This window comes from Anabaena sp. CCY 9613 (genome assembly GCF_963920895.1).
Lineage (GTDB): Bacteria > Cyanobacteriota > Cyanobacteriia > Cyanobacteriales > Nostocaceae > Cyanocohniella.
Genome location: NZ_CAWUDE010000020.1, coordinates 22,619 through 47,900, shown reverse-complemented (window position 1 = coordinate 47,900; position 25,282 = coordinate 22,619). Strand labels below are relative to the sequence as shown.

Sequence of the window (25,282 nt, the reverse complement as noted above, 5' to 3'; positions counted from 1 at the left end):
CAGAGACTTTTGAGCCTGTTCCCCTACCAAGGAAACCAGACAAATAACCGACAGCAACTTAGATATTTGCTTGTTGCCGTTGATATAGTGACCAATACAAACCTTTTTGTTGTAACAACTCTGCATGAGTACCGCGTTCAGCGATGACACCTTGTTCCAACACCAAAATTAAATCAGCGCGTTTGAGGGGTGCAAAGCGGTGAGCAATTAAGAACACAGTACGGTTAGCAGAAATTTTTTGTAAATTTTGCAATACCTGCTGTTCAGTTTCACTATCTAAAGCACTGGTAGCTTCATCCAAAACCAAAATCGGCGCTGGGGAAAGGAATAACCTAGCTAGAGCAATGCGTTGTCGTTGTCCACCAGATAAAGCTGTTCCTCTTTCACCGACATTGGTTTCGTAACCATAGGGCAATTGACTAATAAAGTCATGGGCTACAGCTAATCTTGCAGCTTCTACTACTTGCTCTGCACTAATGTCGGGATTCCCAAGAGTGATATTTTCCAAGACGGAACCGTTGAATAAAAAGTCTTCTTGGAGAACTACACTTATTTGTTGTCTGAGTGAAGCTAAATCGGCACTCTTAATATCAAAACCATCTATGAGAATACGTCCTGATTCAATTTGATAGAGGCGTTGTAATACTTTAGAAAGGGTACTTTTTCCAGAACCACTACGTCCAACAATGCCCACAAATTGACCCGGTTCTACATTAAAAGAGATGCCTTTGAGTACGGGTTCAACGTTTGGTTGATAGCGGAAAAAGATTTGCTCGAATGTGACTTGACCTTTGAGTGGTGGTAAAACCAACCCTGTGCCTAATTCAGCTTCTGGTGCAATGTTGAGAATATCACCAATGCGGTCTACAGATAACAGAACTTGTTGCAGATTTTGCCATAACTGCACTAGGCGCAATAGTGGCCCGGTGACTCTTCCCGATAACATTTGAAAGGCAACTAATTGACCGATGGTAAGATTTTGATCAATAACTAATTTGGCACCAAACCAAAGAATTAGTAATGAAGAAAAGTTGGTAAGAAAGTTACCGATATTACTACTAATGTTAGAAGTGGTAGAAGCTTTAAAACTTGTACGAATAAAACGAGCAAATAACCCTTCCCAACGATCGCGGGCTACTGGTTCGGCTGCATGAGCCTTGACTGAGTGAATGCCTGTGATGGTTTCTACTAAAAACGATTGGCTATCGGCATTACGGTTAAAGGTTTCATTGAGCCAATTACGCAGAATGGGCGTGGAAATAATGGTTAAAGCCGCGAATAACGGCAATACTGCCAAAGCCACAAATGTCAGCGGGATGTTGTAGTAAAACATCAATACCAGGTACACCACAGCAAAAATACTGTCTAAAATTACAGTTAATGCTGTACCTGTAAGAAACTGGCGGATTTGTTCGAGTTCTTGGACTCTGGCTACTGTGTCTCCCACACGTCTTGACTCAAAATAAGCTAAGGGTAGACGCATTAAATGGCGAAACAACTGTGCCGATAAACTTAAATCTAAGCGGCGGGCTGTATGGGTAAAGATAAATAATCGCAGGATGCCCAATATTGACTCAAATAAGGCTATCAACAACAGTGCGATCGCCATAACATCGAGAGTCGGCAAACTCTGCTGCACCATCACTTTGTCAATCACGACTTGGGTAATTAATGGTGTTCCCAATCCCAGAAGTTGCAACGTAAAAGATGCTAGCAAGACTTCTCCCAGCAATCCCCGATACTTCCAAACTGCCGGCGTAAACCAACCAAGGTTAAATTTTTCTTGCTTGGATACCAGTTCTGCTTGCCATAAACTGCCATCCCAAGCTGCCTCTACTACTGACTGAGGTAAGCTTTCACAAGTATGGTCTTGGTTGAGGGGATTAGCAATAATTAAGTTAGACCCTTTGACTCCGTAAATTACCACCCAAGAAGGTACTGGTGAATCATCTGAATGCCACTGTAGTAATGCTGGAAATGATAATTGCCGTAACTCACCCCAACTAACTTGCAGTCGTCGCAACACCAACCCTAACTTTTCTCCTGCTTCCACAAGATTTTTGGGGTTTTGTCCTCTTAATTGACGTTGCACCCATTCCAATTTCACAGGGTGATCTAAATGCTGCGCCACCATTGTTAAACAAGCAGCGGCTGTGTTCCAGCTAGCAACAAAGGGATAGGTGGAAGATGGGGGAATGGGCTGATGGGGTGAAAGTGTTTCCTGGTATTCCTCAGGGTAAGCGATCGCCTGCGGCACTGCACTCCGTGCCATCGCCTGGGGAGGTAAACTCTCTGACAATGCTGTTGTTCTTACCTCTTTGTCCCCTTCCCACCCTAGCCAGAACTCTTCAATCTGGGGAGTAGAAAATTCTGCCCATAGTGCTGTATCCCAACACACTACTACTACTTCTTTGCTAGCAGCTATTGCTTTACACTCCACAGCTACCTTATGTAAGTCGCCAAACCAATCCCCTGCTTGTAAAGCGGCCAAAGGCTTACCATGTTCTTCTTCTCGCAAACGGACTTTACCAGTAAAAATGAAAAACTGATAACCGCCTGCTTCAGTTGACCAGATTTTGTCCCCAAGACGATACTGACGGATTTGTGCTTGACTTTGCAAGTGGGATTTTTGCTCGGTAGTCAGCCAACATAAAGGGGGTTGGTTCCAGGGAATTGATTCTAGAGCGTTTGCTTGTAAAGATGGATTATTCAGAATATTTAACTCATTTGTAATTTGACCGTCAGCTTTTGAATTTTCTCGACTAGCCATTTTTCAAATAATTCATTTTGTAGTACTTGCTTGAGTTGAGTATCGTCTAAAGACGCGGGCAAAATTTGTTCTACTCGAAACAAACCATAACGTCCATCGATTTCTACTGGCCCGAGTAATTGTCCGGAGTTTGCTATATCCACAACGGCCCTTAATTTATCTGGCATTGTTCCTCGGCTTACTGGCCCCATCATGCCGTTTACCATGCGGTCATCTGCTAGTGAATATTCTCTAGCTAGTTGTTCAAAACTACCTCCTTCTTCGATTTGGGTTTGTAGTTCTTCGGCGAGTTCTCGATTATCAACAACAATGCGAGAGACTATAACTCGATCCAAAAAAATCTTCCGCTCAATAAAGTATTCTGGGATTTTTGGTTCTGTCACCACAACTTTCAATTTTTCTAATTTGAAGCCAAAAGCAATTGATTCATAAAAAGTGGCATAATCTGTAGCATTTTTTTGTAACCATTCCTGAAACACTTGGGGGTCAGTTAGTTGATTTTTGAGGCGGAAATCAATAATTGTCTGTTCTGTTAAAGCGGGACTGATTTGGATGTCATCTCTTGCTTGTATTTCTTGCTCAATGACGTATTGGCGGAGAATGTCACCCATGAAATGTGCTAATTTTCCAGAGGCTTGCAGATATTTTACTGCTTGGTTAATCGTAATTGCTTGGTCATTAACGGTCAAAAATGATGAAGATTCCATGAACTCAACCGATGGGGAACAGTAAAACTTTATAAACTACAAAATATACATTGGCAAGTTTAAAATTTTGACAATCACTAATTTCAACCATTGCATAGACACACAACAACTGCACCAGCAGCAGGTTGTGTCAAAACGCTGGGAAATTTTGGAGAAAACTAGGCAGCAACAGCAGGAATAATCATTGTCCAGAATAAGGCGATTAGTATAGCTGCCATCGCACCGATTAGTGTATTGAAAATATTAACTACTTCATTGGTTAACCAGTTATATTTAGATTGCAAAGTTGCGCCAATTACACTTTCTAAGTTGGTGGCAATAAATGCTGCCAATATACACCACACTATTCCTAATAAATCAATTAAACCCACACCCCAAGCTAACAAGGCGATGGCAATTGAGGCTAAAATTCCAGCTAAAGTTCCCTCTAAACTAACTGCCCCTTCTGTACCACGAGGTACTGGTTGCAGTGTAGTAATTAAAAAGGTACTTTTACCGTAGGCTTTACCTACTTCACTCGCTGTGGTGTCAGACAGTTTGGTACTAAAACTAGCCACATAGCCTAACAGCAGTAAGGACTGGAGAAGGGGAACTGGAAGTTGGGGACTAGGTAGTAATCCCAAATTGAGAATGCCTATTCCCAAGGCACACAATGCCCCTGTTAAAGCTGAACCCCAGACATTTTCTGGGCCTCTTGCTCCAGAACGCTTTTCAGCTATTCCTTCTGCTTCTTTTTGTGCCATGCCGATACGTGTTACTCCAGAACCAACTAAAAAATAGAACACTACTATGGCATATCCTTGCCAACCTAGGGTTCCCCAAATGAGGACTCCAAGTAACCCGGCGTGAAATAAACCTGCTGGGGTGAGTAGCTGTTTGGGAGCAATTCCCACTAAACCCAATAAAATCGTGTTTAATCCTATTGCTACTAACCAGGGATTTGCAGAGTCAATAAAAGATAACATCAGCAATGAATTATTGGTAATTTGGTAAGAATATCAACAGAATAACCAATTTTAGAACTTGGGTGTTTAATTCTTACCACTACTCAATTCACATAACGCCGAGTTTCTATTACTGTTACCGATAAACAACAGAAGAAACAGGGAAGACAACGCAAAAACTCCTTCCCCACTCCACGCCAATATCGTCCCCAGGATATAAGCTCAATTTATATAAAACTGTGTGCAAATTGACCACAATTAGAGTTTAAGGTCATAAATTTATAAATAGCGCCAACTACCAGTCTCTGGGACAACTACTATGAGCCAAATTTTATTTCACCTGGCTTTCCCCATATCTAATATTGCTCAAGCAAAAGCATATTATGTCGATGCTCTTGGCTGTATTCCTGGGCGTGAAAGTCCTCAAGCTCTGATTCTCAACCTTTATGGTCATCAGTTAGTAGCTCATGTCACCAAGGAAATTCTCTCGCCGCAACGCACTATCTATCCCAGACATTTTGGACTCATTTTTCAGCAGGAACATGACTGGGAAAATTTACTAGAAAAAGCACATCAAAAACAGCTACAGTTTCGGGAGTCACCGAAAAATCGCTTTGTTGGCTTGCCTTTGGAGCATCGTACTTTCTTTTTGGAAGATCCTTTTTATAACTTGATGGAATTTAAATATTACCGCCACCCAGAGGCGATTTTTGGAAATTACGAGTATTCCCAAATTGGGGATAGGGCTTAATCGGCTCTGCTAAAGCGTTGGTGACTGCGGCCAAACTCCTGGAGTCTGTCAGCATCCAGGAGTGTAATGCTACTGGCACTATTACCTCTTGTCCCAGTGGCATTTGTGAACTATTGGCCGGGACTATCATCAAATCATAAGGTGTCCATATGGACGTAAAATTTATCTGTTCTAACACTACTGCATCCGAGTTTAAATCTTGGATGAATGTACTGTTGGGACGCATTTGCAAACAGCCAGGGCGCTGGGAAGCATAGGCCACAACAGTTCCATGATGAGGTGAAGAGATAGTGATAAACCGCTGTACACGGTTGATACCCCCCAAGCGTTGAACATAGTAACGGCTAACAATTCCCCCCATGCTGAAGCCTATGATATCTAAGGGTTCTTCCGGGGCAAAAGTAGCAACAATATAATCAGCTACTTGCTGTGCTAAGATATCAAGACCTTGATCACCATTATTGGGCAATAAATTCAGGGTATACACAGACCAACCTAGTTGTCTTAAGTAACCCGCCATTGTATTAAACACTGCGCCTGTATCTTCAATGCCATGTATTAATAAAACGGAGTTGCGCTGCTGGTTTTTGGTATTCATCTCCCAATTTTGCCTACATCAATTCTGTAGAAAATTTAACTGAGTACTGCGATCGCCTGTAGATTTGTTATGACAGTTCTATCACTGGATAGGGACTGGGCAATGGGGAACTAGGAGCAAAAGGGGTAATGGGGACAATAACGAACAGGCTCTTTCAATCCTACGAAATATTAATTTTTGTTAAGCATACTTTCATAATCTTGCCCTTAGTTACAGTAAAATTTAATAATTAATTCTCGATGTATCAAGGTTACGAGCGCTGGCAATCATGGCTAGCAATCAGGGATTGAGAACATTTGCCCGGTAGTGTTACTACAATGTTAATTAGTTAATTAAGTACAAACCTATAAAGCTTGTCACTCTCATGGCATAGCTTGGCGCAAAAAAATGTAATATTCTGCCGTATTTTTTTACACTACGGCCAAGTTTACAAATATAACAGGCAGGAGCAATTCTCATGTTCGGTTTTATCAAAAAATTAATCGCTGGTATTCTAGGTTTCATTACTGGGTTGTTACCAAAGAAAAAAAGTAACGGCTACTTTTTAGAGCTAGATGAAGCATCTGCTGGCAAATCTCCTCAGGCTGAAGCTGCTAAAGAGACATCTCCTAAGGTGGCAGATAAACCAGCGTCAGTATCTAATGGTACAAAAGCAGCTGTAGTAGATTCACCAGAACCAGCACCGTCTGCCGCACCATCGGCAAAGAGAGATGCACCTACTGCGACAACAGCCACAAAAGCAACAACAGCGAAAAAAGAAGAGCCATCAAAGAATGGTAAAGCGCCTAAAGCTGAACCTGCTAAAGTGCCAGCCGCAACCAAAGCTCCTAAGACACCAGTTGAAACTACGTTTGCGCCCAAATATCTTGCTCCTTCAGCTACTGGCTCTAATGGTCGTCGCCGTCCAGGTGCCAATATGAGTAATTACCTGGATATGGCACGTCAGGTGAAAACTCCTGGCTAAGTTTGCTCAAGCATAGGGAATGAATTTCCCTATCTGATTTTCAGGAGAATGTCAAAAAAATCAATCCACTATATAAATGAAACGCTGGGTCCCAATTAGTCTTTTCCCTACGAAATAGGTGAATGTGAGGCTGAATGATACCCAGCATTTCTGTTTGATCTAAAACTGTTTCTGCAAAAGGTGTGAAATCTGACCAAATTTTAGTTTGTGATAAATGTTGTTCTATCCATTTTAGTAAGCTATTCCAATTAATTCTGATGGTATTTTGGCTAACTTGGGGTGTAATTTCTACACCTTGCTGAAATTCATAACCATGATCATAAAGTCGTAAAATGCAATTTCTTTCAGGTAAGTGTAAATCACAAAATTGGGCATAGTCTTGGGTTTGGGTTTTACGTTCTAATTGACGACGGGCATTGACATCTACAACTTCTTCAAAAATCGGTAATAGTCCCACTACCCGTGCTGAAACTTCTGACCATTGAAAACTCAGTGAACCAAGTTGATTTTCTTGGTTACTGCAAACAACAGTTGCTTCTGTGTCAGACTCACTAAAGTATTTGACTTGAAAAACTTGAATTTTTTGAATTGCAGTAATTGTTGTCCAAAAGCAAGATATCCCAGCTTGCTGCAACTGTGTACCATAAAATTCGAGTTCTCCTACTTGTCCAGTGCGATATCCTCTCCAACCGCGACTGGGTAACACCAGCCTGGCTGTATAGGGGTCTAGCTGCATAATTTGAGCAAATTTTGGTGCAGCTATGGTTTTTAGTTCATTAGTTAGAGGTTCTAAGACTAATAAACCTAATTCACTATTACTTGGTTGGGCTGTTGCTTGAGCAATGGCCCTTTGTCTTTCTTCTTGGGCGATTTCTTGTAGCCGCTGCAACCCCTGACGTGCTTGGGTGATGATTTTGGTATTGGTGGTATTTCGTAACAGTTGCCGATAAATTTTCTCAGCATTTTGGTGCTTTTGCGTTACTTCATGCAGTCTTCCCAAATAAAACTGTACCCAAGGGTTTTCTGGTGATTCTTTTAACAACTGTTGGAGTAATTTAGCAGCCCTATGATAATCTTGACGCTCAAAGGCGCTGGCAACTTGTTCAATCATCTTTCATCTGGCCCATACCACAAGAGTGATAATTTATTTATACTTCACAAGTTGCGGAAATTAATGATAATGCTACTACTGGTGCTGTAACTGCTCGCAGGATACGACGACCAAGGGATACAGGTTGAAATCCAGCTGCGATCGCACTGTCAATTTCGCTGTGAGTCCAGCCTCCTTCTGGGCCAGTAGCAATAATTATCTCTGTATTGTCAGCAGCAATCACGCTTTTTAAATGCGGATAATCGCCGCGAGCTTCACAGATATATCGCTGAGTTCCTTGATTAGCAGTAATTGCAGCCCTAAAAGTGATTGGTTCTAAAATTGTAGGGACAAAAGACCGCTCTGATTGCTCGGCGGCTTCTGCGGCTATGCGTCGCCAACGTTCGAGTTTTTGGGTACTGGGATTGAGTAAGGTGCGATCGCTCAATATTGGAGCAATACAAGCTACGCCTAATTCAGTAGAGACACGTACTATATCATCAAACCCACTGCCTTTAGGCAAAGCCACCATCAGTGTAATTGATACAGACAATTCCGTATCTACAGATAATAACTCTAAAACTTGGGCTTGCTCCCCTGCTAACTGCGCCAACCACCATGTACCTCGACCATCCATAGCAATAAAGCGATCGCCTGTATGTAGCCGTAACACCCGCCCTAGATAATGTTGTTGTTCTGGGGTCAAAAATATTTGCTGTTGTTGTAGTTGATCAGGTGCGATCGCAATGCGTTGTAGTTGGGCCATTTAAACCTTTACGTTGAAAAATAAAACTAAACAAATGTCTATAGTGTTTCTTAGAAGCTGATAAATTCGGAGGAGAGTGTGACCACGACGTTAAACTGGCAACAGCGAGTTGGTAATCAACGAGATTGGGTTTGGCGAGGATGGCAAACTCGTTATACTTATCTCCGTCCCAGCAAAAATCACCAAAAAACACCGCCACTGATTTTACTACATGGTTTTGGTGCTTCCATTGGACATTGGCGACATAATTTAGAAGTATTGGGCGAACACCACACAGTTTATGCCTTAGATATGCTAGGTTTTGGTGCTTCCGAAAAAGCACCTGTGAATTACAGCATAGAACTGTGGACAAAGCAAGTATATGAATTTTGGCAAGCTTTTATTGGTGAACCAGTCATATTAATCGGCAACTCTAACGGTTCATTGATTTCTTTAGCCATCGCCGCCGCCCATCCAGAAATGGTACATGGCATTGTGATGATGAGTTTACCCGACCCATCTTTAGAACAAGAAGCTATTCCGCCTTTTTTGCGACCGATAGTTACAGGAATCAAAAAGATGGTTGCTTCGCCGTTGATCCTCAAACCTGTATTTAATTTTGTACGCCAACCTAGTGTGCTACGTCGTTGGGCTGGTCTGGCTTATGCCAATCCCGAAGCAATTACCGATGAACTCATAGACATTTTAGCTGGGCCTCCCCAAGACCGGGGTTCGGCGCGGGCTTTTAGTGCTTTATTTAGAGCTGCGATCGCAGTTAATTTTAGTCCTAGTGTCAAGGCAATATTACCCAAGTTAACCGTGCCGATGCTATTAATTTGGGGAAGCAAAGACCGATTTGTACCCCCTGTTCTAGCCAAAAGATTTACTCAGTACAACGAAAAATTAGAACTACTCGACTTAGAAGATGTGGGGCATTGTCCCCATGATGAATGCCCCGAAAAAGTGAATCAAGTGATTCTTGATTGGATAGAAAAACATGGCAGCCAAAGTGATATTCAACAAATTACGACAAAATCTGATACATTACCCTATTAACTTCAAAAGTAATTTAAATAACCACAAATTATGAAACGCCGACAAATTCTCAACACAGCTGCGATCGCCACTGCAACTGCGGCCACTCTAGTTTCCTGTACGCGCACCGAAACAGCCGCGAATGTGCAAACTGGAATGCCAAATGTCAGGTGGCGGATGGCAACTAGTTGGCCTAAGTCCCTAGGGATTTTTAGCGGTGCTGATGTAGTTGCTAGGCGGGTGCGAGAAATGACCAACGGGCGTTTTAACATTACACCCTTTGCTGCGGGAGAGCTGGTTCCAGGATTGCAAGTCATGGACTCAGTACAAGCAGGGACTGTGGAATGCGGACACACAGCTGGTTACTATTACATCGGTAAAAATTTAGCTTTAGCTTTTGCCACCTCCGTACCCTTCGGCTTAAATGCCCAACAGCAGAACGCTTGGCTGTATCACGGTGGCGGACTAGAAGCCATGCAAAAAATCTATAGCGACTTCAACATTATTAACTTTCCGGCTGGTAACACAGGGGCGCAAATGGGAGGATGGTTTAAAAGAGAAATTAACACCGTAGCTGATCTCCAAGGCTTAAAAATGCGGATTCCCGGATTAGGGGGACAAGTCGTATCTCGCATGGGGGTAAATGTCCAGGTGTTACCCGGAGGCGAAATCTTTTTAGCATTAGATCGCGGAGCAATAGACGCTGCTGAGTGGGTAGGCCCTTACGATGATGAGAAACTTGGTTTACAAAAAGCCGCCCAGTATTACTATTATCCCGGTTGGTGGGAACCAGGCCCAACATTAGAAGTATTGGTTAACCGTAACGCTTGGAACAAATTACCCAAAGAATACCAAGAAATTTTCAAGACAGCGACTCATGAAGCCAATATGAATATGCTAACTGAGTACGATTCCTTGAATGGCCAAGCACTTTCGAGACTAACCGCTGGTGGGACAAAATTAGTTTCCTTCAGCCCAGAAATCATGAAAGCAGCTCAAACAGCCTCATTCGATTTCTTAGAGGAAAACGCTAGTAAAGACGCAAGTTTCAAAGAAATTTACGAACAATGGAATGGCTTCCGTAGACAAGTAGTTGAATGGAACCGTGTTAATGAATTAAGTTACGCCAATTTCGCTACCTCTAATAGTTAAGGGAGTAGGGGTATCAGATAATTTGTGTGTACACCGTAGCTGGAGATAAGGGGTAATGGGGACTTGGTAAGTAGAGATTGTGTAATTTCAAAAGGTTCAAAAACCCAAATTAAAAGCTTTTTGACTTTTGACTTTTGACTTCCCCAAAGGGGGTTTCCCTACTTCCTAATTTCCCCCAACTGCTGGGCCACACCACCTTCTTCGGAAAGTATCAAAGTTGTTGCGGCCATTGCAATCATCATTACCACAACTAGCCCCAGTACGGCTGTTCGTTGTTTAAGTTTGATTGCCGCAAATAAAGTATCTATGGTAGTTTCAGCACCCGTAACTTGAAGTGGCTTCAATGCTTTTAAAGCAACAGCTGCATTGGCATAGCGATGTTTACACTTGCGTTCCACCATTTTTGCCAACCATGATTTAAAATTCGGGTTCAGTTGGGGTACTAATGTCTGGAAATGAAAGCGATATTTATGATCTATCAACTTGCCAATATCAATAGAACGGGTATTAGTGAGGAGGCAAATTAGTGTTCCCCCCAGACTATACAAATCTGAGGATTGGTTGAGGGTATAACCAAGTTGTTCTTCTGGTGGCATAAAACCTGGCGTTCCAGAGGAAAAGCTACTCAGAGCTATTTTTGCACCTTGTATCCGCGCCAATCCAAAATCAACTAGATAAGCATTTAGTTGCTCATCTACTAAAATGTTTTCTGGTTTAATATCCCGATGAATAATCGGGTTGACTTGCTGTTGCAAATAAACCAAAATTTCTAAGATTGATATAGCTATTTGCTTGATTTCTTCTGGTTGAAATTGGCGCTGCCAACTCAATGATTGAGCATTTTTATACTCCTGCACCAGATAAAAATTACCTGATAACTCAAAATATTCTATGTAGCGGGGGATACGGGGATGATCAAGTTGTTGCAGGATTTGAATTTCACGTTCATAAGTTTTCAACCCAGACCAGTCTGCACTTGTTCTAACAACATTGAATTTTTTAATTACTACCTGCTGATGAGATTTACAGCCATTAGCTAGGTAAGTAATCCGTTCTTCTTGTTGATTGCGTCCTAGTTCTTTAATAACTTGATAGCCTAAATCAGAAAAATCAGGATAATCATTTAAGGGAATTGCCTCTAGCTTATGCACATCAAGCTCCATTACACACACCATTTGAGTCTGATTTTGTCAAGGTGCAATTAAAAAATAAGAGGTAGTCACCCAGTATTGTTAGCCGCTTTTTGCCCTATCCATACAAAGACGCTATCAAAAGAAATTTGTCTTTGCATCTACTTTAGGACTTACGCAAAAACTCTCTGAAACTATTAAGAATTGTGCGTAAATCCTATACTTAAAGCCTAGATATCCAGAGGACATCTATCTGCTCAATTATTAACTTTGCGCTAACCAATTGATAATCTGGGCATTGACAATATCTGGAACTTCGTCGTGAGGGCAATGACCAGCGTTAGGAATGGGAATAATCTTGATGTCTTTGCCATTCTCACACGCTTCTTCATATATCTTGGCCCCGGTAATTGGTGTCCAAGGGTCATCAGCACCCCAAATTACTAATAAAGGACGTTCTATTTTGGGCAAGAGTTCCCCAGGTGTAGGGCCAGGAGGGGCTGTGAGAATAGAAGCAAAAACTTGCTGCGCGCCGGGATCACAAGAGGGAGTATAAAGAATATCAATTAATTCATCGGTGACGGCTTCACGATGGCGATAAACTTGGTATAAAGTACGACGAATTTGCGATTTTTGGCGAATGCGATTATAAACGAATTTACCAGTGATAGGCGATCGCACAAATCCATTAAAAGCTGCCATCACTGCCCTTAAGGGTGGATTCAATTCATGAGGACGATGACTCAAACCACCAGCTGAGTTAATTAAAACACCACCAGCAGCAATTTCTGGATGTTCTGCTAGCACCATCAAGCTTAAAAGGGCACCAATGGAGTTACCAATAAATACCGCAGGTTCTTGGATATGTGCGTGCCAAAAATCTTTCAGCAGTTCTACCCAAACTTCTACGGTGTAATTAATTGGTGCTTTATCAGAACCACCAAAACCTAAAAGATCCAAAGCAAAAACCTGATACCCAGCATTAGCTAAAACTGGAATATTCTTTCGCCAATGTCCAATGGAAGCACCAAATCCATGAACCAATACCAAAGGGCGACCTTTGCCCATCACAGTATATTGAATTTTGTGACCTTGCCAAGTCCAAATCAGTTTTTCTAAGGTGATTGAAGGTAGCTGCTGTGTCGTTCCGGTCATTATTAAAATTCGTAAAGTATTGTTCTATATAGTATTGTCGCTGAACATTAATAATTCTGGACAAAAAGCTCAGAAGCTAGGGGCTAGAGTTCAGGATTCATAGATTAAAATCAATGTTATTTTCATCACTAAAAAGGGATTAATGAATACAGGGGTACTTGTATCTCTTTGACCTCTATTTGATTGGTACGGTGTGTGATGAAACAGATGAATCCACGTTTATTAGCTTATTTGAGCAAAGTCGTTGTTGCTGCGACTTCTGTAGCAATATTCTCGCCAATAGTTTCCGTCTACGCATCTTCAGGGATATCTACCACCGTTGATCAAACACCTGGTAATACCCCAGGACAACAACTTTTATTGGCAGACAACGATGATGATGATAGAAAAGCAAACTTGCCAGAATCTATTAAAGTAGCTGTGTTCCGAGACATTTCTCGGCGCACAGGATCACAAATTTCCATGTTGCGTATTGTTCAAGCTAGAAGGCAAATTTGGACAAATGGCTGTTTAAATTTACCCGTGGAGGGCAGTTGTACCCAAGCTATGGTAAAGGGTTGGCAAGTACTTGTTGCTAACCAACAGCAAGTGTGGGTATATCGTACTAATGAGTCGGGAACAGTCGCCAAAGTAGATCAAGATTCCACTCAATACGTGACTACTGCAATGGTGAGACAACAAACCACCAGCCGCACACAGCGAGAAACTGTCACCACACAAAGTAGTAACCAGGTAAGTACAGCTAGGACATCAGTCAAGGGTAAACATAAAGGTTTCAGCCTGGCTATTATGCAGCCCTCTGGTAATCTTGCCGAGGTAGTTGCTCGTGTTTCTTTAAAAGGTAAACGTAACAAGGGTTACCTGCAAGAAAGATTTTTGGGTGATTACAAGTACAAAGTTCAGCAAAAAGGGAAAAAAGCGAAATTTCTCAAGGGAATTAAACCAGGCGATCGCGTGGTGGTACGCTTGTATGATCTACAAAACCGCTTTCTTGGTTACAGCGAATTTGAATGCTTGTCAGAACATACAGTAGTTAACTTGGTTCTACCTGCTAACCCGACACAAACTCAAATCGTCCGGACTGTCTATGGTGTGGACACCAAACAAGATGGGATGATTGATGCAGGTGCTACTACTTATGACTACTTTACCCAAGTCAGTAACCAACGCGTTAGCTTCTTGAATAGTTCACGGGCTATCAATGTCAGCCAGTTTCAAGTACAGGGTTTATCAACAGTAGCGACAAACAGCATTTATCCCACAGCCTTGAGAACAGGCGAGTTCGCCTTATTAAATCAATCATTGAGTGCTTTGAGTCCTGGCTTACCACCAGTGTTAAAAGCCGCACCAGGTAAGTTAGTCCAACTCATTGTCGTCCGTGATGATAGTAGTTCCATCTACGATGTCAGCCAGATGATGATGAATTATCGGGAGGTAGGTGTAGCTAGCAGTATCCAAACGATGTTTACTGACGTTTCTAGCAACCACTGGGCGAAAGATTTTATTTCCGAGTTAACAGCCTTAGAAGTTCTCCAAGGGTTCCCTGATGGTAGTTTCCGTCCCGATGAACAGGTGACTCGTGCCCAATTTGCGGCCATGCTAACCCAAGCCTTTCAAAAGGTGAGAGTTCGTAATCCCATTAGCTTCAATGATGTTTCTAATAGATATTGGGCTTACAATGCTATCCGCGAAGCTTATGCTAGCGGCTTTTTAGCAACTACAGGTAGTAACTTTAATCCTACCCAAAACCTGTCACGCCTGGAGGTTTTGCTAACATTAGCGCGAGGACTCAACTACACCTTTAGCGGTTCCACAGAGACAATTTTGGCAGCTTACAGCGATGCATCCAGCATTCGTAGTGATGTTCGCAGTGCGATCGCCGCACTTACAGAACGGGGTGTCATAGTCAATTATCCTCATGTCCAGTCTCTCAATGCTGATAAGGTAGCAACGAGAGCAGAGGTGAGTGCTTTGATATACAGAGCCTTAGCCAGCACTGGTGAAGTAGTTGATATATCTTCTCAATATGCAGTGCAGCCAGTACAACAGCAAACTGTAGCTGAAGAAGAAGTTGTGGCCCCAATGGGAAGCTTCACACCTCGTCAAAATTGCAACCAAGGTATTGGTAATGGTGCTGAAGGCTGCGACCCTGGTAAATCTAGTCCCCACGGTGGTAGTAACGACGAAGGTGGACGCACACCGGGAGGAAGGTAATCCATCAAATCTGGTTTTTGACTTGCGTTCAAATCTCCCCTCTCCTGAATAAGCCGACTGGACTGACAAGCCTAAAATGGTGTGATAGATATAACTCTTGTAGTGCGGGCATCTTGCCTGCACCGGAGGGGCGAGAAGTGTATCCTACAAGATAAATTTAACGCCACATTTTAGCTGAAACAGTCCAGTAGGGTGTGTTGTCGCCAAGGGCCGCACCATCAACTCACATTTTTAGAAGTTAAAAAATCGTTAAACTTCATTGCGAATTAAAAAGCTAGGTAAAACAACGTGATAAGTTCTGATGGTGTGGAGAAAGAACAAGGATTAAGAGAAGGAGAACACAGTGGTAATGGGATCAAATTTATCAACAGACGCAGTTGTAACAAATGAAGATTTCAGTGAATATGTAGCCCACTTACAACTTCATATGACTCTGCAAGCTCGCAATCTGGTTCCAAACCTGAAACAAACCCTAGAAGATAGTCGAGAAGAAATGCTTCACCAAACTCAAGCCAATTTTGAGAAGCTAATCTCCCGGCAAGGGTTATAAGTAAAGACCAACTTTTATCAAAATTTTATAGAATAAAAGCAGATTATTGTCGGGTCAACACTAGCAGTGTGGTCAGCAATTCTGCTTTTTTTAGTTTTTTACACATTATATTTAGTATTAAGTCACAAAAATCACCCCTTGGAAACAATAGCCAAGAGCGGAAAGCCGCTAAGATAACTATTGCAGCAATTCCTCTAACCCAGTAAGTTAAGGCTAAATGGCAGCTCAAAATAAAATGACTTCATTACTTCCTCGAAACCTCAGCGTTGTCATCCGGCCAGTCCAATACCGGGATCTGGACGGAATTGAGCAAATCACCCAAGAATCATTCGCGGCTCTTTCCCCTAAAGAAGCTAACTTGGCCATCAATCAGATGCAGTGGCTACGTCGTTGGTATGGGTTATTGAAATTTTTGAGTTGGTTTCCTAATCCCCTACAATATCGCTTCTGTGCCTACGTAGCAGAGCAAGGTAGGACACTGTTAGGCATGATTCAAGTATCACCATTTAACCGCACACGCAGTACATGGCGGATTGATCGAGTCATGCTAGATCGTGCAGTGGAGAAGCAAGCAATTGGCTCGCAACTTTTACGTCACTGCTTTGAGTCAATTTTAGAAGCTCGGACTTGGTTACTAGAAGTTAATGTTAATGATAAAGATGCCCTAGCGCTGTATCGGCAAAATGGATTTCAGCGTCTAGCAGAAATGACATACTGGGAAATTGAGCCGGAATTGCTAGCGGAATTGGCCCAAGCTGAACCTGATTTACCCAATCTTCTACCTGTAAGTAATGCCGATGCTCAGTTACTTTATCAATTAGATACGGCATCCATGCCGCCTTTAGTCCGTCAGGTATTTGACCGCAACACCCGGGACTTTAAAACCAGTTTATTTGGCGTTTTAACAGATGCTGTCAAGCAGTGGTTAACCAAAACAGAAACCGTCAGTGGCTACGTGTTTGAACCCCAACGCAAAGCAGCCATTGGTTATTTTCAAGTGCAACTTGACCGCAAAGGCGAAACTCCTCATGTCGCTACGCTCACAGTTCACCCTGCTTACACGTGGCTGTATCCAGAGTTGCTTTCCCAATTAGCGCGAATTGCCCAAGATTTTCCCCAACAAGGGTTACAACTGGCATCTTCTGACTACCAAGCAGAGAGAGAAGAGTATTTAGAGCGCATTGGCGCTAAACGCATAGAACATACCTTAATTATGTCGCGCTCAGTTTGGCACAAGTTACGGGAGTCTAAATTTGTCTCCTTAGAAGGTATTCAGTGGACTGAAGTGCTACAAGGCTTACAACCAGCGCGTAAACCTATCCCAGGGGGGATGTCATGGATAAAACCCAGACAACAGCAATTATCAGAAAGACAAATACCCAGCAAGTCAGAACCTATTAACTTTGGGTGCCAAAACGGTCATATAGAACCATTACCTCTTCCTGAGTCAACCGATACACAGCAGGAGAACTAGTTTGACACCCCAAGAGCAACCAAAGACTTTTATTTCCGCGTTGGGATTGGATTTCGGTCGCAAGCGGATTGGTGTAGCAGGGTGCGACGGTACTGGTTTGATTGCTACAGGTATTACCACCGTAGAACGCACATCTTTTGATCGAGATGTCGCCCAAATCCGTCATCTGGTGCATGAGCGTCAGGTGCAAGTCCTGGTGATGGGTTTGCCTTACTCAATGGATGGCTCCATAGGATTCCAAGCGCGTCAAGTGCAAAAGTTTGCTAAAAGGCTAGGAAAGGCTCTGAATTTACCTGTGGAATATGTAGATGAGCGATTAACTTCTTTCCAAGCAGAGCAAATGCTAATAGCAGAAAATCGCTCGCCATCACGTTATAAAGGTTTAATTGACCGTAAGGCAGCATGTTTAATTTTGCAACAATGGCTAGACACTAGGCGAACCAACTCCCACAAATCGGTGGTAGCCTTAGAGTATTGATACCTTTTAACATGATATTCTGAAAGCTAAACCAACACTTGTATCTAGTTCTGAAGCTATTTTTTTGACACTATATTGGTCATGAAGCAGTAAAGAAATTTATACGGCGCTGGTATTTATAAAGTTTAACACTCCGGCTATGTTCTCCTCTCCATTCCCTGAAGAAAATGATCATGCTCATGCAGGTTCCATCACTTTGTCCGATGAAACAGGGCGCACCCTGGAATGTTATGTTGAACATTCGCTTTCGGTAGATGGACAAGAATATGTTTTACTGCTACCTGTAGACTCTCCTATAGAAATCTTTGCTTGGCAAGGTGAAGAAGAGGAAGAAGAGGCAGTTTTGGTAGATGATGATGCCATTATTAACCAAATTTTTAGCACGGCTCAAGCTGTCTTAGCCGAACAGAATCTGATAGTCAAGAACACAGCCTATGCTCTGACAGTAGCAGGTGATTTACCCGCAGTTGAAGAGTCAGAAGTGTTCACCTTAGAAATCGAGGATGAAGAAGCGGATTTAGAGCCTGAACAATTGCAGTTACTTGCTATTTTCTATCATGAAGATCAAGAGTACGCAATTTACACACCCCTCGATCCACTGCTGTTTTTCGCCCGGATATCCGCAACAGGTGAGCCTGTATTACTTTCCCCTGAGGAATTTCGGAAAGTACAGCCACTGCTAGAAGAACATCTTTTTAACGAAGTTGAGTAGATGTAATTCCCATCTGAGTCCTGCGCCTGTGAAACCGAAAACCCGCACTATACCTGGTACTCTGGGTTAGCTGCGGGTAGTTTGTAGCGTCTATAATTTTGACAGTTCCCTCTGGAAATTTGACTATGATTTGGAACAAGCTCTTACAGCCTGACTTGATATTAGAAGGTTCAGTGTTGAACCTGTCACCTGCAATTATTCAACAATACGGGCTGAAAGGGCTGGTGCTGGATGTCGATGAAACCTTAGTACCGTTTACAGTGGGAGTAGCTTCGCCAGAACTGCAACAGTGGGTAGCACAAATTCGTACTTGTGTGGAGTTATGTTTGGTCAGTAATAACCTCAGTGAAGCACGGATTGGGGGCATAGCCCGATCTCTTGATTTGCCTTATTACCTAGGTGCAGCCAAACCATCACGACGCAAAATTAGAGCTGCACTCACATCCATGAATTTACCAGTACAGGAAGTAGGAATGGTAGGCGATCGCTTGTTTACCGATGTCATAGCAGGTAATAGACTAGGTATGTTTACCATTTTAGTAGAACCTATCGTTCATCCTGATACTGCTCTTCGCACTCACCCCATCCGTAATTTTGAAGTTTGGGTATCGGAAATTTTGGGAGCATCCATCACGCCAAAAGAATCAAAGATTCACAAAAGTTGACAAATCGTCAGGAAACTAAATCTAAAGAAATAGTTAAGAAAACTCACTGGTGTAAAAAAATCGGGGATCATAATTATTAATAACATGGGGTCACCTAAATAAAGACCCTAGCGTATAACAACTAACAATAAACCCGTAAAGCGTCGCCCCTCACCTATAGAGTGGTTGGCGCTTTACAATTTTTAGTGTAAATCAACAATAACTAATGACCAACGACCAATGACCAATGACCAAAACAATTGTCGTCAAAATTGGCACATCTAGCCTGACTCAACCGGAAACCGGACAACTAGCACTTTCCACCATTGCGACCTTAGTAGAAACATTGTGCTATTTAAGACGGCAAGGACATCGGGTGATTTTGGTTTCCTCTGGTGCTGTGGGAGTAGGTTGTGCAAGATTGGGATTAACTGAACGTCCCAAGGCGATCGCACTTAAACAGGCAGTAGCAGCAGTGGGACAAGGGCGGTTGATGCGTGTATATGATGACTTATTCACTACCTTGCAACAACCCATTGCTCAAGTATTATTGACACGCAGCGACTTAGTACAGCGTAGCCGCTACCTCAACGTTTACAACACATTTCGGGAACTATTAGGACTAGGAGTAATTCCCGTGGTGAATGAAAATGATACCGTAGCCGTAGACGAACTGAAATTTGGCGACAATGACACACTTTCCGCATTAGTAGCCAGCTTAGTAGAAGCAGACTGGCTGTTTTTACTCACCGATGTAGACAGGTTATATTCAGCCGATCCCCGTTCCGTACCCGATGCTCAACCGATATCTTTAGTAACTAGCCTCAAAGAATTAGCAGAATTACAAGTACAGACAGGCTCACAAGGTTCTCAATGGGGTACTGGTGGGATGGTAACCAAAATTGCCGCGGCGAGAATTGCCATTGCAGCGGGAGTGCGTACCGTCATCACTCAAGGCAGATTTCCCCATAATATCGAGAAAATAATTCAAGGGGAACCGTTAGGAACTCACTTTCAACCACAGCCAGAACCAACTTCTGCCCGTAAACGCTGGATAGCTTATGGTTTAGTGCCTACGGGGAAATTATACTTAGATACAGGTGCGATCGCGGCGATCGCCCAGTCAGGAAAATCTTTATTAGCAGCTGGGATTAAGGCAGTAGAAGGGGAATTTGACACCCAAGAAGCAGTGCAATTGTGCGACACCCAAGGTAACGAAATTGCCAGAGGGTTAGTCAACTACAGCAGCGACGAACTACAAAAAATTCGCGGTTGCCATTCTCGAGAAATTGCCACAATTTTGGGCTATGTGGGTGCAGAAACGGTAATTCACAGAGATAACTTAGTTTTGACTTAGCTATGGCAATGCTATGATGACAAAGGATGTGCAGTCATAGCATTTCCCTACATTCACAAAAGTGAATTAATACCTGGAGAGGTGTCCGAGCGGTTCATGGTGACGCACTCGAAATGCGTTTTGGGGCAACCCAACGGGGGTTCGAATCCCCCCCTCTCCGTTTTTGCCGCAGTTTACGAGTAAATGCAGATTTTATCGCTTAGTTCATGCGGTAAGCTTTGGGGGTTACAGCGCTTTGCAAGTAAATGAGGTACAGACTTATCTATTGTAAATCTTGTAGGGTGGGCATCTTGCCCGCCATTGTGTACCTCACCGCTATGAAATCTGCTGTATGCCTGTGATTTGTCAAAATTGTCTGGTGAAGTTGGCAATTCCAATGATGATTGCGATAAGCCTAATGGCATAGCTTCGCTTACCGCTTATCTCGATATGTTCATGAGTCAGCTGGGGCAAGCTGCAACCACAGTGGAGTTAGCAACAGGTTATCTTGATATCATGCTGTGGGGATTGTTTCCTGCTTTGGGATTCGCCATGTTGCGAGGCGTGGTTTCAGGTTTCTCTCAGGCTCGTCCCATTTTGGTAATTGTAATTACAGGAACAGGATTTAATATTTTAGGCAACTATTTGGGGTATTTTCTGCTCTAGAAATTGGTGTGTACACAGCGGTTAGCTACTTGATGGCTATCTGGGGAACGGATAAGTTAGCTGCACATCAAATTGTATTTCAAACGATCAATCTGATCTATATGGTGCCACTGGGAATGTCATTTGCGGCAACCGCGCGCATTGGTCAGTGGTTTGGACAGCAAGATGTAGCAAGAATCAGACAAGCTGGTTTCATTAGTCTTGCTGTTGGAAGTGCATGGACAGCCATGATGGTGATCGCATTTTTGGTATTTCCCCGACAAATCGTTGGGCTATATATCGATGTTTTTGCACCAGAGAACGCATCAATTGTAACGCTTGCTGTTTCCATGATGCAGGCTAGGGCGATCGCGTAGGTAATATGTTATTATTTTTACCTTTACTTTAAGTATATATTAGGTGCAAGATATTTAATTTCTTCATAATTGCATTACAAATCATCATTGTGATGGATTTTTACATAAAAATTTGATGAATTAATCCATACAAGATTGTCAATGGCATTAATTTATGAGATTTAAATAGAGATAACAATTAAATTATTAATAGCCATGCATCAAGCTATTAAATGGGTGTAATTAATGGCTGTTTATGCTTAATTGAAGTTCATTTATAGTTTAAATAATCCTCATAATAATTTACTATATTTGAGTGCTTTATTTAATCTAGATTCAATAAGAAATAATGTTGTGATTTAGCAATTTAATTACAACATTAAAGCAATGTTTAATAGTCCTACAAAAATCTTTATTTATTGATATATGGCACAACTTTATACCCCTCATGATATTGAAAAATTGCAAGCAGATATACCTTATTTAGTTGAAACCTGGAATTGGTTGAGAAACTTTTTAGCTCAATCCCATCCCGACTTAGGAAGAATGGGAACTGTCTGCCCATACATGCCTAAAGCTTTAAATTTAAATTATATTAGATTAAAGGTTATTCGTTCCCCAAATATAGATATTCAAGAAGTTTCTGAGATTGTATTAACTTACCTAAATGCCTTTTTAGAATTAGAACCAACAGAAAAAGACGAAGCAATTTATAAAACCATAGTACTTATATTTCCTGATATTACCCATGAAGATGCACCAAGAATCATTGATGTGGTGCAAAAACAACTAAAACCTTTATTTGTTGAATCAGGACTAATGCTGGGAGAGTTTCACAACTATAACGAAACTCCTGGGTTGCACAACTCAGATTTTCGTCCTCTGCGTAGTCCTATTCCCATGTTAGCTATCCGCTTTATGGTTGAATCGGATCTGCCTTTTCTACAAAACGTCGAAGATCCACTCTATCGCATTAAATATCTGCAAGCTTATTTAAAACGATTTCATCAAAACTTTAAAGACAAGAATAGAATACAAACTGCTTCTCAAGCTTTAGAGTTAGCACAACAACAGATAACAGGAGACAATGTATTGATGCCTAAAATCAATAAATGTCCCTTTCATAATTTATATTAATTAAATTTTATTGATATGCAGATACAAGAGAATATAGACTATCAACAAAATATTCCATCCAAGCACTTAAGTAATACAAATACGTGTATTCATCAGTTGTTTGAGCAGCAGGTAAAAAGCTCTCCTGATGCAATTGCTGTAGTGTTTGACAATCAGCAACTTACATATAGGCAGTTAAATCAGCAGGCTAACCAATTAGCACATCACTTGCGTGCTTTAGGCGTTGGCCCTGAAGTTTTAGTAGGTATCTGTGTAGAGCGTTCCCTCGAAATGGTAATAGGAATATTGGGAATTCTCAAAGCGGGAGGTGCTTATGTACCTCTAGATCCCAGCTATCCTTTAGAACGATTAAGCTTCATTTTAGAGGACACCCAAGCATCGGTATTATTAACCAAAGAAAAATGGCTCGACAGCTTACCGCACATGGGGCAAATGGAAGTGGTTTGTCTGGACTCACATTGGCCGCTAATTGCTCAAAATAGCCAAGAAAATCCGATTAATCACACCCACACTGACAACTTAATATACGTCATTTACACATCTGGTTCCACAGGACAACCGAAGGGTGTAATGATTCCCCACTCTGGGATTTACAATCAACTTTACTGGCGGCAAACGACCTTTAGGTTAACAGCCACAGATAAAGTTTTGCAGACAATATCTCTGAGCTTTGATCCGTCAGTATGGCAAATCTTCTGGCCACTGTGCTTTGGGGCGCAGTTAGTGATGGCTCACCCCCAAGGACATAAAGACAGTGGTTATTTAGTTCAGGTAATTTGCCAACAGCAAATCACTGTCATGGCGTTAGTACCTTCTATGCTTCAGGTGCTTTTAGAAGAGAAGGGAATCGAAAATTGTCAATCTCTCAGACACGTTACTTGTGGCGGTGAAGCTTTACCAGTTGAACTTGTAGAGCATTTTTGTGACCGTTTGCAACTTGATCATGTTTTATTTAATTGCTACGGCCCCACAGAAGCGTCCATTGATGCTAGTTTTTGGAAATGCCAAAGAGGAACTAATTATGCGATCGCTCCTATTGGTCGTCCTATTACCAATGCAGAAATCTATATTTTGAATGAGGATCTGCAACCTGTAGCAAGTGGAGAAATAGGAGAACTCTATATTAGTGGTATGGGATTGGCGCGGGGTTATCTCAACAACCCACAACTAACAGCACAAAAGTTTATTCCCCACCCTGGCAATCACGAAAGTAGTGCGCGTCTATATAAAACGGGTGATTTAGGACGTTTCTTACCAGATGGTAATATTGAGTTTCTCGGGCGTATCGACCAGCAACTGAAAATTCGTGGTTTCCGAATTGAACTAGGAGAAATCGAAGCCGTACTCAATCAACATCCAGAATTAAAACAAGCGTTAGTTATTGCTAGAGAAGATATTCCTGACAACAAGCGACTTGTAGCATATCTGGTGGCTAACTCTGAACAAATCCCCAGCCAAAGTCAATTGCATAACTTTGTACGGGATAAACTGCCGGATTATATGATACCTGCGGCCTTCGTCTTTTTGGAGGCACTGCCGTTAAATCCCAATGGCAAAGTAGACCGCCGCAATTTACCTGCACCTGAGTCAGTTAAACAAGAGAGAAAAGAAAGTTTTGTAGCTCCTCGTAATCAAGTAGAAGTACAATTGACCGAAATTTGGCAGCAAGTTTTGGGAATTTCATCTGTTGGGGTTAAGGATAATTTTTTTGAGTTGGGGGGAAACTCACTCTTAGCAATGCGGTTATTAGTAGAAATTAACCGTAGATTGGATAAAACTTTGCCCCTAACTACTTTTTTGGCGACCCAGACGGTAGAGCAGTTAGCTAATGTATTAACTGACAAACAAACACAAGTATCTTGGTCATCTTTAGTACCAATTCAGACTAATGGCGATAAATCTCCGCTATTTTGTGTTCATGCAATTGAAGGTAATGTTCTCTTCTATCGCAGTTTGGTGCAGTATTTAAAGCCAGATCAACCAGTTTATGGACTACAAGCACAGGGGCTTGATGGGCGACAAGCTCCTTGTCTGTCTATAGTTGAAATGGCCTCTCACTATATTCAAGAAATTCGCAAGGTGCAACTTCATGGCCCTTATTTTTTATCCGGCTTTTCCTTTGGGGGTCTGGTAGCTTATGAAATTGCTCAACAACTGTATGCTCAGGGTGAAAAAGTTGCGCTGCTGGCTATATTAGATACTCCAGTTTCCATCGCTGGTTATAGTAGTCCGGCAAAATTCGGGGAATCAAAGTTTTTCCAATTAGTTAAACTTTTGAGATGCAAACCAAAAGAGCAGTTAAATTATGTTTGGGAACGGATTAAATGGCATTTAACAGCAGGAAAAGTCGGTATTTTTTATAGGCTTTACCTACGTCATATCAAACGTTCACCTCTTGACCTGCAACTATTGGATGTGATTGTAGCTAACCATCAAGCGGGAAAGAGCTATTTACCATTAGTTTATCCGGGTAAATTGACTTTGTTTCGAGCTAGTCAACAAGATATAGATGTGGATATAAATAACGAATTAGGCTGGAAGCCTTTAGCTGGTGGCGGTTTAGAGAGCTATGAAATTTCCGGCTCTCACAAAACTATTATGCACGAACCAAACGTCAGTTTATTAGCCGACAAATTAACTATTTGTTTACAGCAGGAACGGGCAAGAAAAGATACTATATGATTGTGAAGATGCT

General features: G+C 42.0%; 23 protein-coding genes and 1 tRNA gene. 16 read left to right on the top strand and 8 right to left on the bottom strand.

The window, feature by feature from the left end:
* Positions 1-58: 58 nt before the first annotated feature.
* The 3 genes from ACM0OT_RS20245 to ACM0OT_RS20235 all read right to left on the bottom strand — a co-directional run bounded on the left by ACM0OT_RS20245 (position 59) and on the right by ACM0OT_RS20235 (position 4,442).
* Positions 59-2,770, bottom strand: coding sequence for a type I secretion system permease/ATPase (locus ACM0OT_RS20245; protein WP_414566196.1), 2,712 nt, complete (start codon positions 2,768-2,770; stop codon positions 59-61).
* Positions 2,719-3,477 (bottom strand): peptidylprolyl isomerase, encoded by a 759-nt coding sequence (locus ACM0OT_RS20240; RefSeq protein WP_414566195.1) that lies wholly within the window; start codon positions 3,475-3,477, stop codon positions 2,719-2,721. The genes ACM0OT_RS20245 and ACM0OT_RS20240 overlap by 52 nt, the downstream gene beginning before the upstream one ends.
* 158 nt (positions 3,478-3,635) lie before the next feature.
* Positions 3,636-4,442, bottom strand: a complete 807-nt coding sequence (locus tag ACM0OT_RS20235; RefSeq protein WP_414566194.1) for a TIGR00297 family protein — start codon at positions 4,440-4,442, stop codon at positions 3,636-3,638.
* A 298-nt stretch (positions 4,443-4,740) separates the two neighbouring features.
* On the opposite strand from ACM0OT_RS20235, the gene ACM0OT_RS20230 reads away from it, so the two are divergent.
* Entirely contained in the window at positions 4,741-5,172 is a 432-nt protein-coding gene (locus ACM0OT_RS20230; RefSeq protein WP_414566193.1) for a VOC family protein, read from the top strand.
* Here the strand turns inward: ACM0OT_RS20230 and ACM0OT_RS20225 are convergent.
* Positions 5,102-5,770, bottom strand: a complete 669-nt coding sequence (locus ACM0OT_RS20225) for an esterase/lipase family protein (RefSeq protein WP_414566192.1) — start codon at positions 5,768-5,770, stop codon at positions 5,102-5,104. The two genes, ACM0OT_RS20230 and ACM0OT_RS20225, sit on opposite strands and share 71 nt — an antisense overlap.
* A gap of 457 nt (positions 5,771-6,227) precedes the next feature.
* On the opposite strand from ACM0OT_RS20225, the gene ACM0OT_RS20220 reads away from it, so the two are divergent.
* Positions 6,228-6,734: a hypothetical protein gene (locus tag ACM0OT_RS20220; protein ID WP_414566191.1), complete on the top strand. Its 507-nt coding sequence runs from the start codon at positions 6,228-6,230 to the stop codon at positions 6,732-6,734.
* 40 nt (positions 6,735-6,774) lie between these two features.
* On the opposite strand, the gene ACM0OT_RS20215 is transcribed toward ACM0OT_RS20220, so the two are convergent.
* Positions 6,775-7,845 (bottom strand): tetratricopeptide repeat protein, encoded by a 1,071-nt coding sequence (locus ACM0OT_RS20215; RefSeq protein ID WP_414566190.1) that lies wholly within the window; start codon positions 7,843-7,845, stop codon positions 6,775-6,777.
* Positions 7,846-7,882: 37 nt separating this feature from the next.
* A complete protein-coding gene (locus ACM0OT_RS20210; RefSeq protein ID WP_414566189.1) occupies positions 7,883-8,590 on the bottom strand; it encodes a 16S rRNA (uracil(1498)-N(3))-methyltransferase in 708 nt (235 codons plus the stop codon).
* 78 nt (positions 8,591-8,668) lie between these two features.
* On the opposite strand from ACM0OT_RS20210, the gene ACM0OT_RS20205 reads away from it, so the two are divergent.
* Together ACM0OT_RS20205 and ACM0OT_RS20200 are read left to right on the top strand one after the other, a co-directional pair.
* The gene (locus ACM0OT_RS20205) at positions 8,669-9,625 is read left to right on the top strand and encodes an alpha/beta fold hydrolase (RefSeq protein WP_414566188.1); all 957 of its coding nucleotides are present in this window, start codon (positions 8,669-8,671) and stop codon (positions 9,623-9,625) included.
* A gap of 30 nt (positions 9,626-9,655) precedes the next feature.
* Complete coding sequence (locus tag ACM0OT_RS20200; protein ID WP_414566187.1) at positions 9,656-10,756, top strand: TRAP transporter substrate-binding protein; 1,101 nt, start codon at positions 9,656-9,658, stop codon at positions 10,754-10,756.
* A gap of 158 nt (positions 10,757-10,914) precedes the next feature.
* Here ACM0OT_RS20200 and ACM0OT_RS20195 read toward each other — a convergent pair whose 3' ends face one another.
* Both ACM0OT_RS20195 and ACM0OT_RS20190 read right to left on the bottom strand, forming a co-directional pair.
* Positions 10,915-11,919, bottom strand: coding sequence for a serine/threonine protein kinase (locus tag ACM0OT_RS20195; RefSeq protein ID WP_414566186.1), 1,005 nt, complete (start codon positions 11,917-11,919; stop codon positions 10,915-10,917).
* Between the two features lie 231 nt (positions 11,920-12,150).
* Complete coding sequence (locus tag ACM0OT_RS20190; RefSeq protein ID WP_414566185.1) at positions 12,151-13,041, bottom strand: alpha/beta fold hydrolase; 891 nt, start codon at positions 13,039-13,041, stop codon at positions 12,151-12,153.
* Between the two features lie 207 nt (positions 13,042-13,248).
* Here ACM0OT_RS20190 and ACM0OT_RS20185 point away from each other — a divergent pair, with 207 nt between their 5' ends.
* The 12 genes from ACM0OT_RS20185 to ACM0OT_RS20130 all read left to right on the top strand — a co-directional run bounded on the left by ACM0OT_RS20185 (position 13,249) and on the right by ACM0OT_RS20130 (position 25,269).
* On the top strand, positions 13,249-15,255 hold the full coding sequence (locus ACM0OT_RS20185; protein WP_414566184.1) for an S-layer homology domain-containing protein: 2,007 nt from the start codon (positions 13,249-13,251) through the stop codon (positions 15,253-15,255).
* 349 nt (positions 15,256-15,604) lie between these two features.
* Positions 15,605-15,805, top strand: coding sequence for a hypothetical protein (locus ACM0OT_RS20180; protein WP_414566230.1), 201 nt, complete (start codon positions 15,605-15,607; stop codon positions 15,803-15,805).
* A gap of 217 nt (positions 15,806-16,022) precedes the next feature.
* Entirely contained in the window at positions 16,023-17,279 is a 1,257-nt protein-coding gene (locus ACM0OT_RS20175) for an N-acetyltransferase family protein (RefSeq protein ID WP_414566183.1), read from the top strand.
* A 1-nt stretch (position 17,280) separates the two neighbouring features.
* The gene (ruvX, locus tag ACM0OT_RS20170) at positions 17,281-17,757 is read left to right on the top strand and encodes a Holliday junction resolvase RuvX (protein WP_414566182.1); all 477 of its coding nucleotides are present in this window, start codon (positions 17,281-17,283) and stop codon (positions 17,755-17,757) included.
* A gap of 139 nt (positions 17,758-17,896) precedes the next feature.
* Positions 17,897-18,469 carry a DUF3727 domain-containing protein gene (locus ACM0OT_RS20165; RefSeq protein WP_414543594.1) on the top strand — a complete coding sequence of 191 codons (573 nt, stop codon included), beginning with the start codon at positions 17,897-17,899 and terminating at the stop codon, positions 18,467-18,469.
* A gap of 125 nt (positions 18,470-18,594) precedes the next feature.
* Positions 18,595-19,134, top strand: a complete 540-nt coding sequence (locus ACM0OT_RS20160; RefSeq protein ID WP_414566181.1) for a YqeG family HAD IIIA-type phosphatase — start codon at positions 18,595-18,597, stop codon at positions 19,132-19,134.
* 226 nt (positions 19,135-19,360) lie between these two features.
* A complete protein-coding gene (gene proB, locus ACM0OT_RS20155; RefSeq protein ID WP_414566180.1) occupies positions 19,361-20,470 on the top strand; it encodes a glutamate 5-kinase in 1,110 nt (369 codons plus the stop codon).
* Between the two features lie 75 nt (positions 20,471-20,545).
* Positions 20,546-20,630 (top strand) — tRNA-Ser (locus ACM0OT_RS20150).
* A gap of 182 nt (positions 20,631-20,812) precedes the next feature.
* The gene (locus ACM0OT_RS20145; protein WP_414566179.1) at positions 20,813-21,115 is read left to right on the top strand and encodes an MATE family efflux transporter; all 303 of its coding nucleotides are present in this window, start codon (positions 20,813-20,815) and stop codon (positions 21,113-21,115) included.
* Positions 21,116-21,147: 32 nt separating this feature from the next.
* Positions 21,148-21,471: an MATE family efflux transporter gene (locus ACM0OT_RS20140; protein ID WP_414566178.1), complete on the top strand. Its 324-nt coding sequence runs from the start codon at positions 21,148-21,150 to the stop codon at positions 21,469-21,471.
* A 405-nt stretch (positions 21,472-21,876) separates the two neighbouring features.
* A complete protein-coding gene (locus ACM0OT_RS20135) occupies positions 21,877-22,587 on the top strand; it encodes a DUF6875 domain-containing protein (protein ID WP_414566177.1) in 711 nt (236 codons plus the stop codon).
* Positions 22,588-22,602: 15 nt separating this feature from the next.
* On the top strand, positions 22,603-25,269 hold the full coding sequence (locus ACM0OT_RS20130; protein ID WP_414566176.1) for a non-ribosomal peptide synthetase: 2,667 nt from the start codon (positions 22,603-22,605) through the stop codon (positions 25,267-25,269).
* Positions 25,270-25,282: the final 13 nt, after the last annotated feature.

What these genes read in the sequence shown, in the direction of transcription:
- ACM0OT_RS20165 (WP_414543594.1), top strand. Translation starts at nt 17,897, where the DNA reads ATGTTCTCCTCTCCATTCCCTGAAGAAAATGATCATGCTCATGCAGGT.
- ACM0OT_RS20240 (WP_414566195.1), bottom strand. Translation starts at nt 3,477, where the DNA reads ATGGAATCTTCATCATTTTTGACCGTTAATGACCAAGCAATTACGATT.
- ACM0OT_RS20185 (WP_414566184.1), top strand. Translation starts at nt 13,249, where the DNA reads ATGAATCCACGTTTATTAGCTTATTTGAGCAAAGTCGTTGTTGCTGCG.
- ACM0OT_RS20160 (WP_414566181.1), top strand. Translation starts at nt 18,595, where the DNA reads ATGATTTGGAACAAGCTCTTACAGCCTGACTTGATATTAGAAGGTTCA.
- ACM0OT_RS20210 (WP_414566189.1), bottom strand. Translation starts at nt 8,590, where the DNA reads ATGGCCCAACTACAACGCATTGCGATCGCACCTGATCAACTACAACAA.
- ACM0OT_RS20140 (WP_414566178.1), top strand. Translation starts at nt 21,148, where the DNA reads ATGGCTATCTGGGGAACGGATAAGTTAGCTGCACATCAAATTGTATTT.
- ACM0OT_RS20200 (WP_414566187.1), top strand. Translation starts at nt 9,656, where the DNA reads ATGAAACGCCGACAAATTCTCAACACAGCTGCGATCGCCACTGCAACT.
- ACM0OT_RS20220 (WP_414566191.1), top strand. Translation starts at nt 6,228, where the DNA reads ATGTTCGGTTTTATCAAAAAATTAATCGCTGGTATTCTAGGTTTCATT.
- ACM0OT_RS20235 (WP_414566194.1), bottom strand. Translation starts at nt 4,442, where the DNA reads ATGTTATCTTTTATTGACTCTGCAAATCCCTGGTTAGTAGCAATAGGA.
- ACM0OT_RS20230 (WP_414566193.1), top strand. Translation starts at nt 4,741, where the DNA reads ATGAGCCAAATTTTATTTCACCTGGCTTTCCCCATATCTAATATTGCT.
- ACM0OT_RS20190 (WP_414566185.1), bottom strand. Translation starts at nt 13,041, where the DNA reads ATGACCGGAACGACACAGCAGCTACCTTCAATCACCTTAGAAAAACTG.
- proB (WP_414566180.1), top strand. Translation starts at nt 19,361, where the DNA reads ATGACCAAAACAATTGTCGTCAAAATTGGCACATCTAGCCTGACTCAA.
- ACM0OT_RS20225 (WP_414566192.1), bottom strand. Translation starts at nt 5,770, where the DNA reads ATGAATACCAAAAACCAGCAGCGCAACTCCGTTTTATTAATACATGGC.
- ACM0OT_RS20175 (WP_414566183.1), top strand. Translation starts at nt 16,023, where the DNA reads ATGGCAGCTCAAAATAAAATGACTTCATTACTTCCTCGAAACCTCAGC.
- ACM0OT_RS20195 (WP_414566186.1), bottom strand. Translation starts at nt 11,919, where the DNA reads ATGGAGCTTGATGTGCATAAGCTAGAGGCAATTCCCTTAAATGATTAT.
- ACM0OT_RS20180 (WP_414566230.1), top strand. Translation starts at nt 15,605, where the DNA reads ATGGGATCAAATTTATCAACAGACGCAGTTGTAACAAATGAAGATTTC.
- ACM0OT_RS20135 (WP_414566177.1), top strand. Translation starts at nt 21,877, where the DNA reads ATGGCACAACTTTATACCCCTCATGATATTGAAAAATTGCAAGCAGAT.
- ACM0OT_RS20130 (WP_414566176.1), top strand. Translation starts at nt 22,603, where the DNA reads ATGCAGATACAAGAGAATATAGACTATCAACAAAATATTCCATCCAAG.
- ACM0OT_RS20245 (WP_414566196.1), bottom strand. Translation starts at nt 2,770, where the DNA reads ATGGCTAGTCGAGAAAATTCAAAAGCTGACGGTCAAATTACAAATGAG.
- ACM0OT_RS20215 (WP_414566190.1), bottom strand. Translation starts at nt 7,845, where the DNA reads ATGATTGAACAAGTTGCCAGCGCCTTTGAGCGTCAAGATTATCATAGG.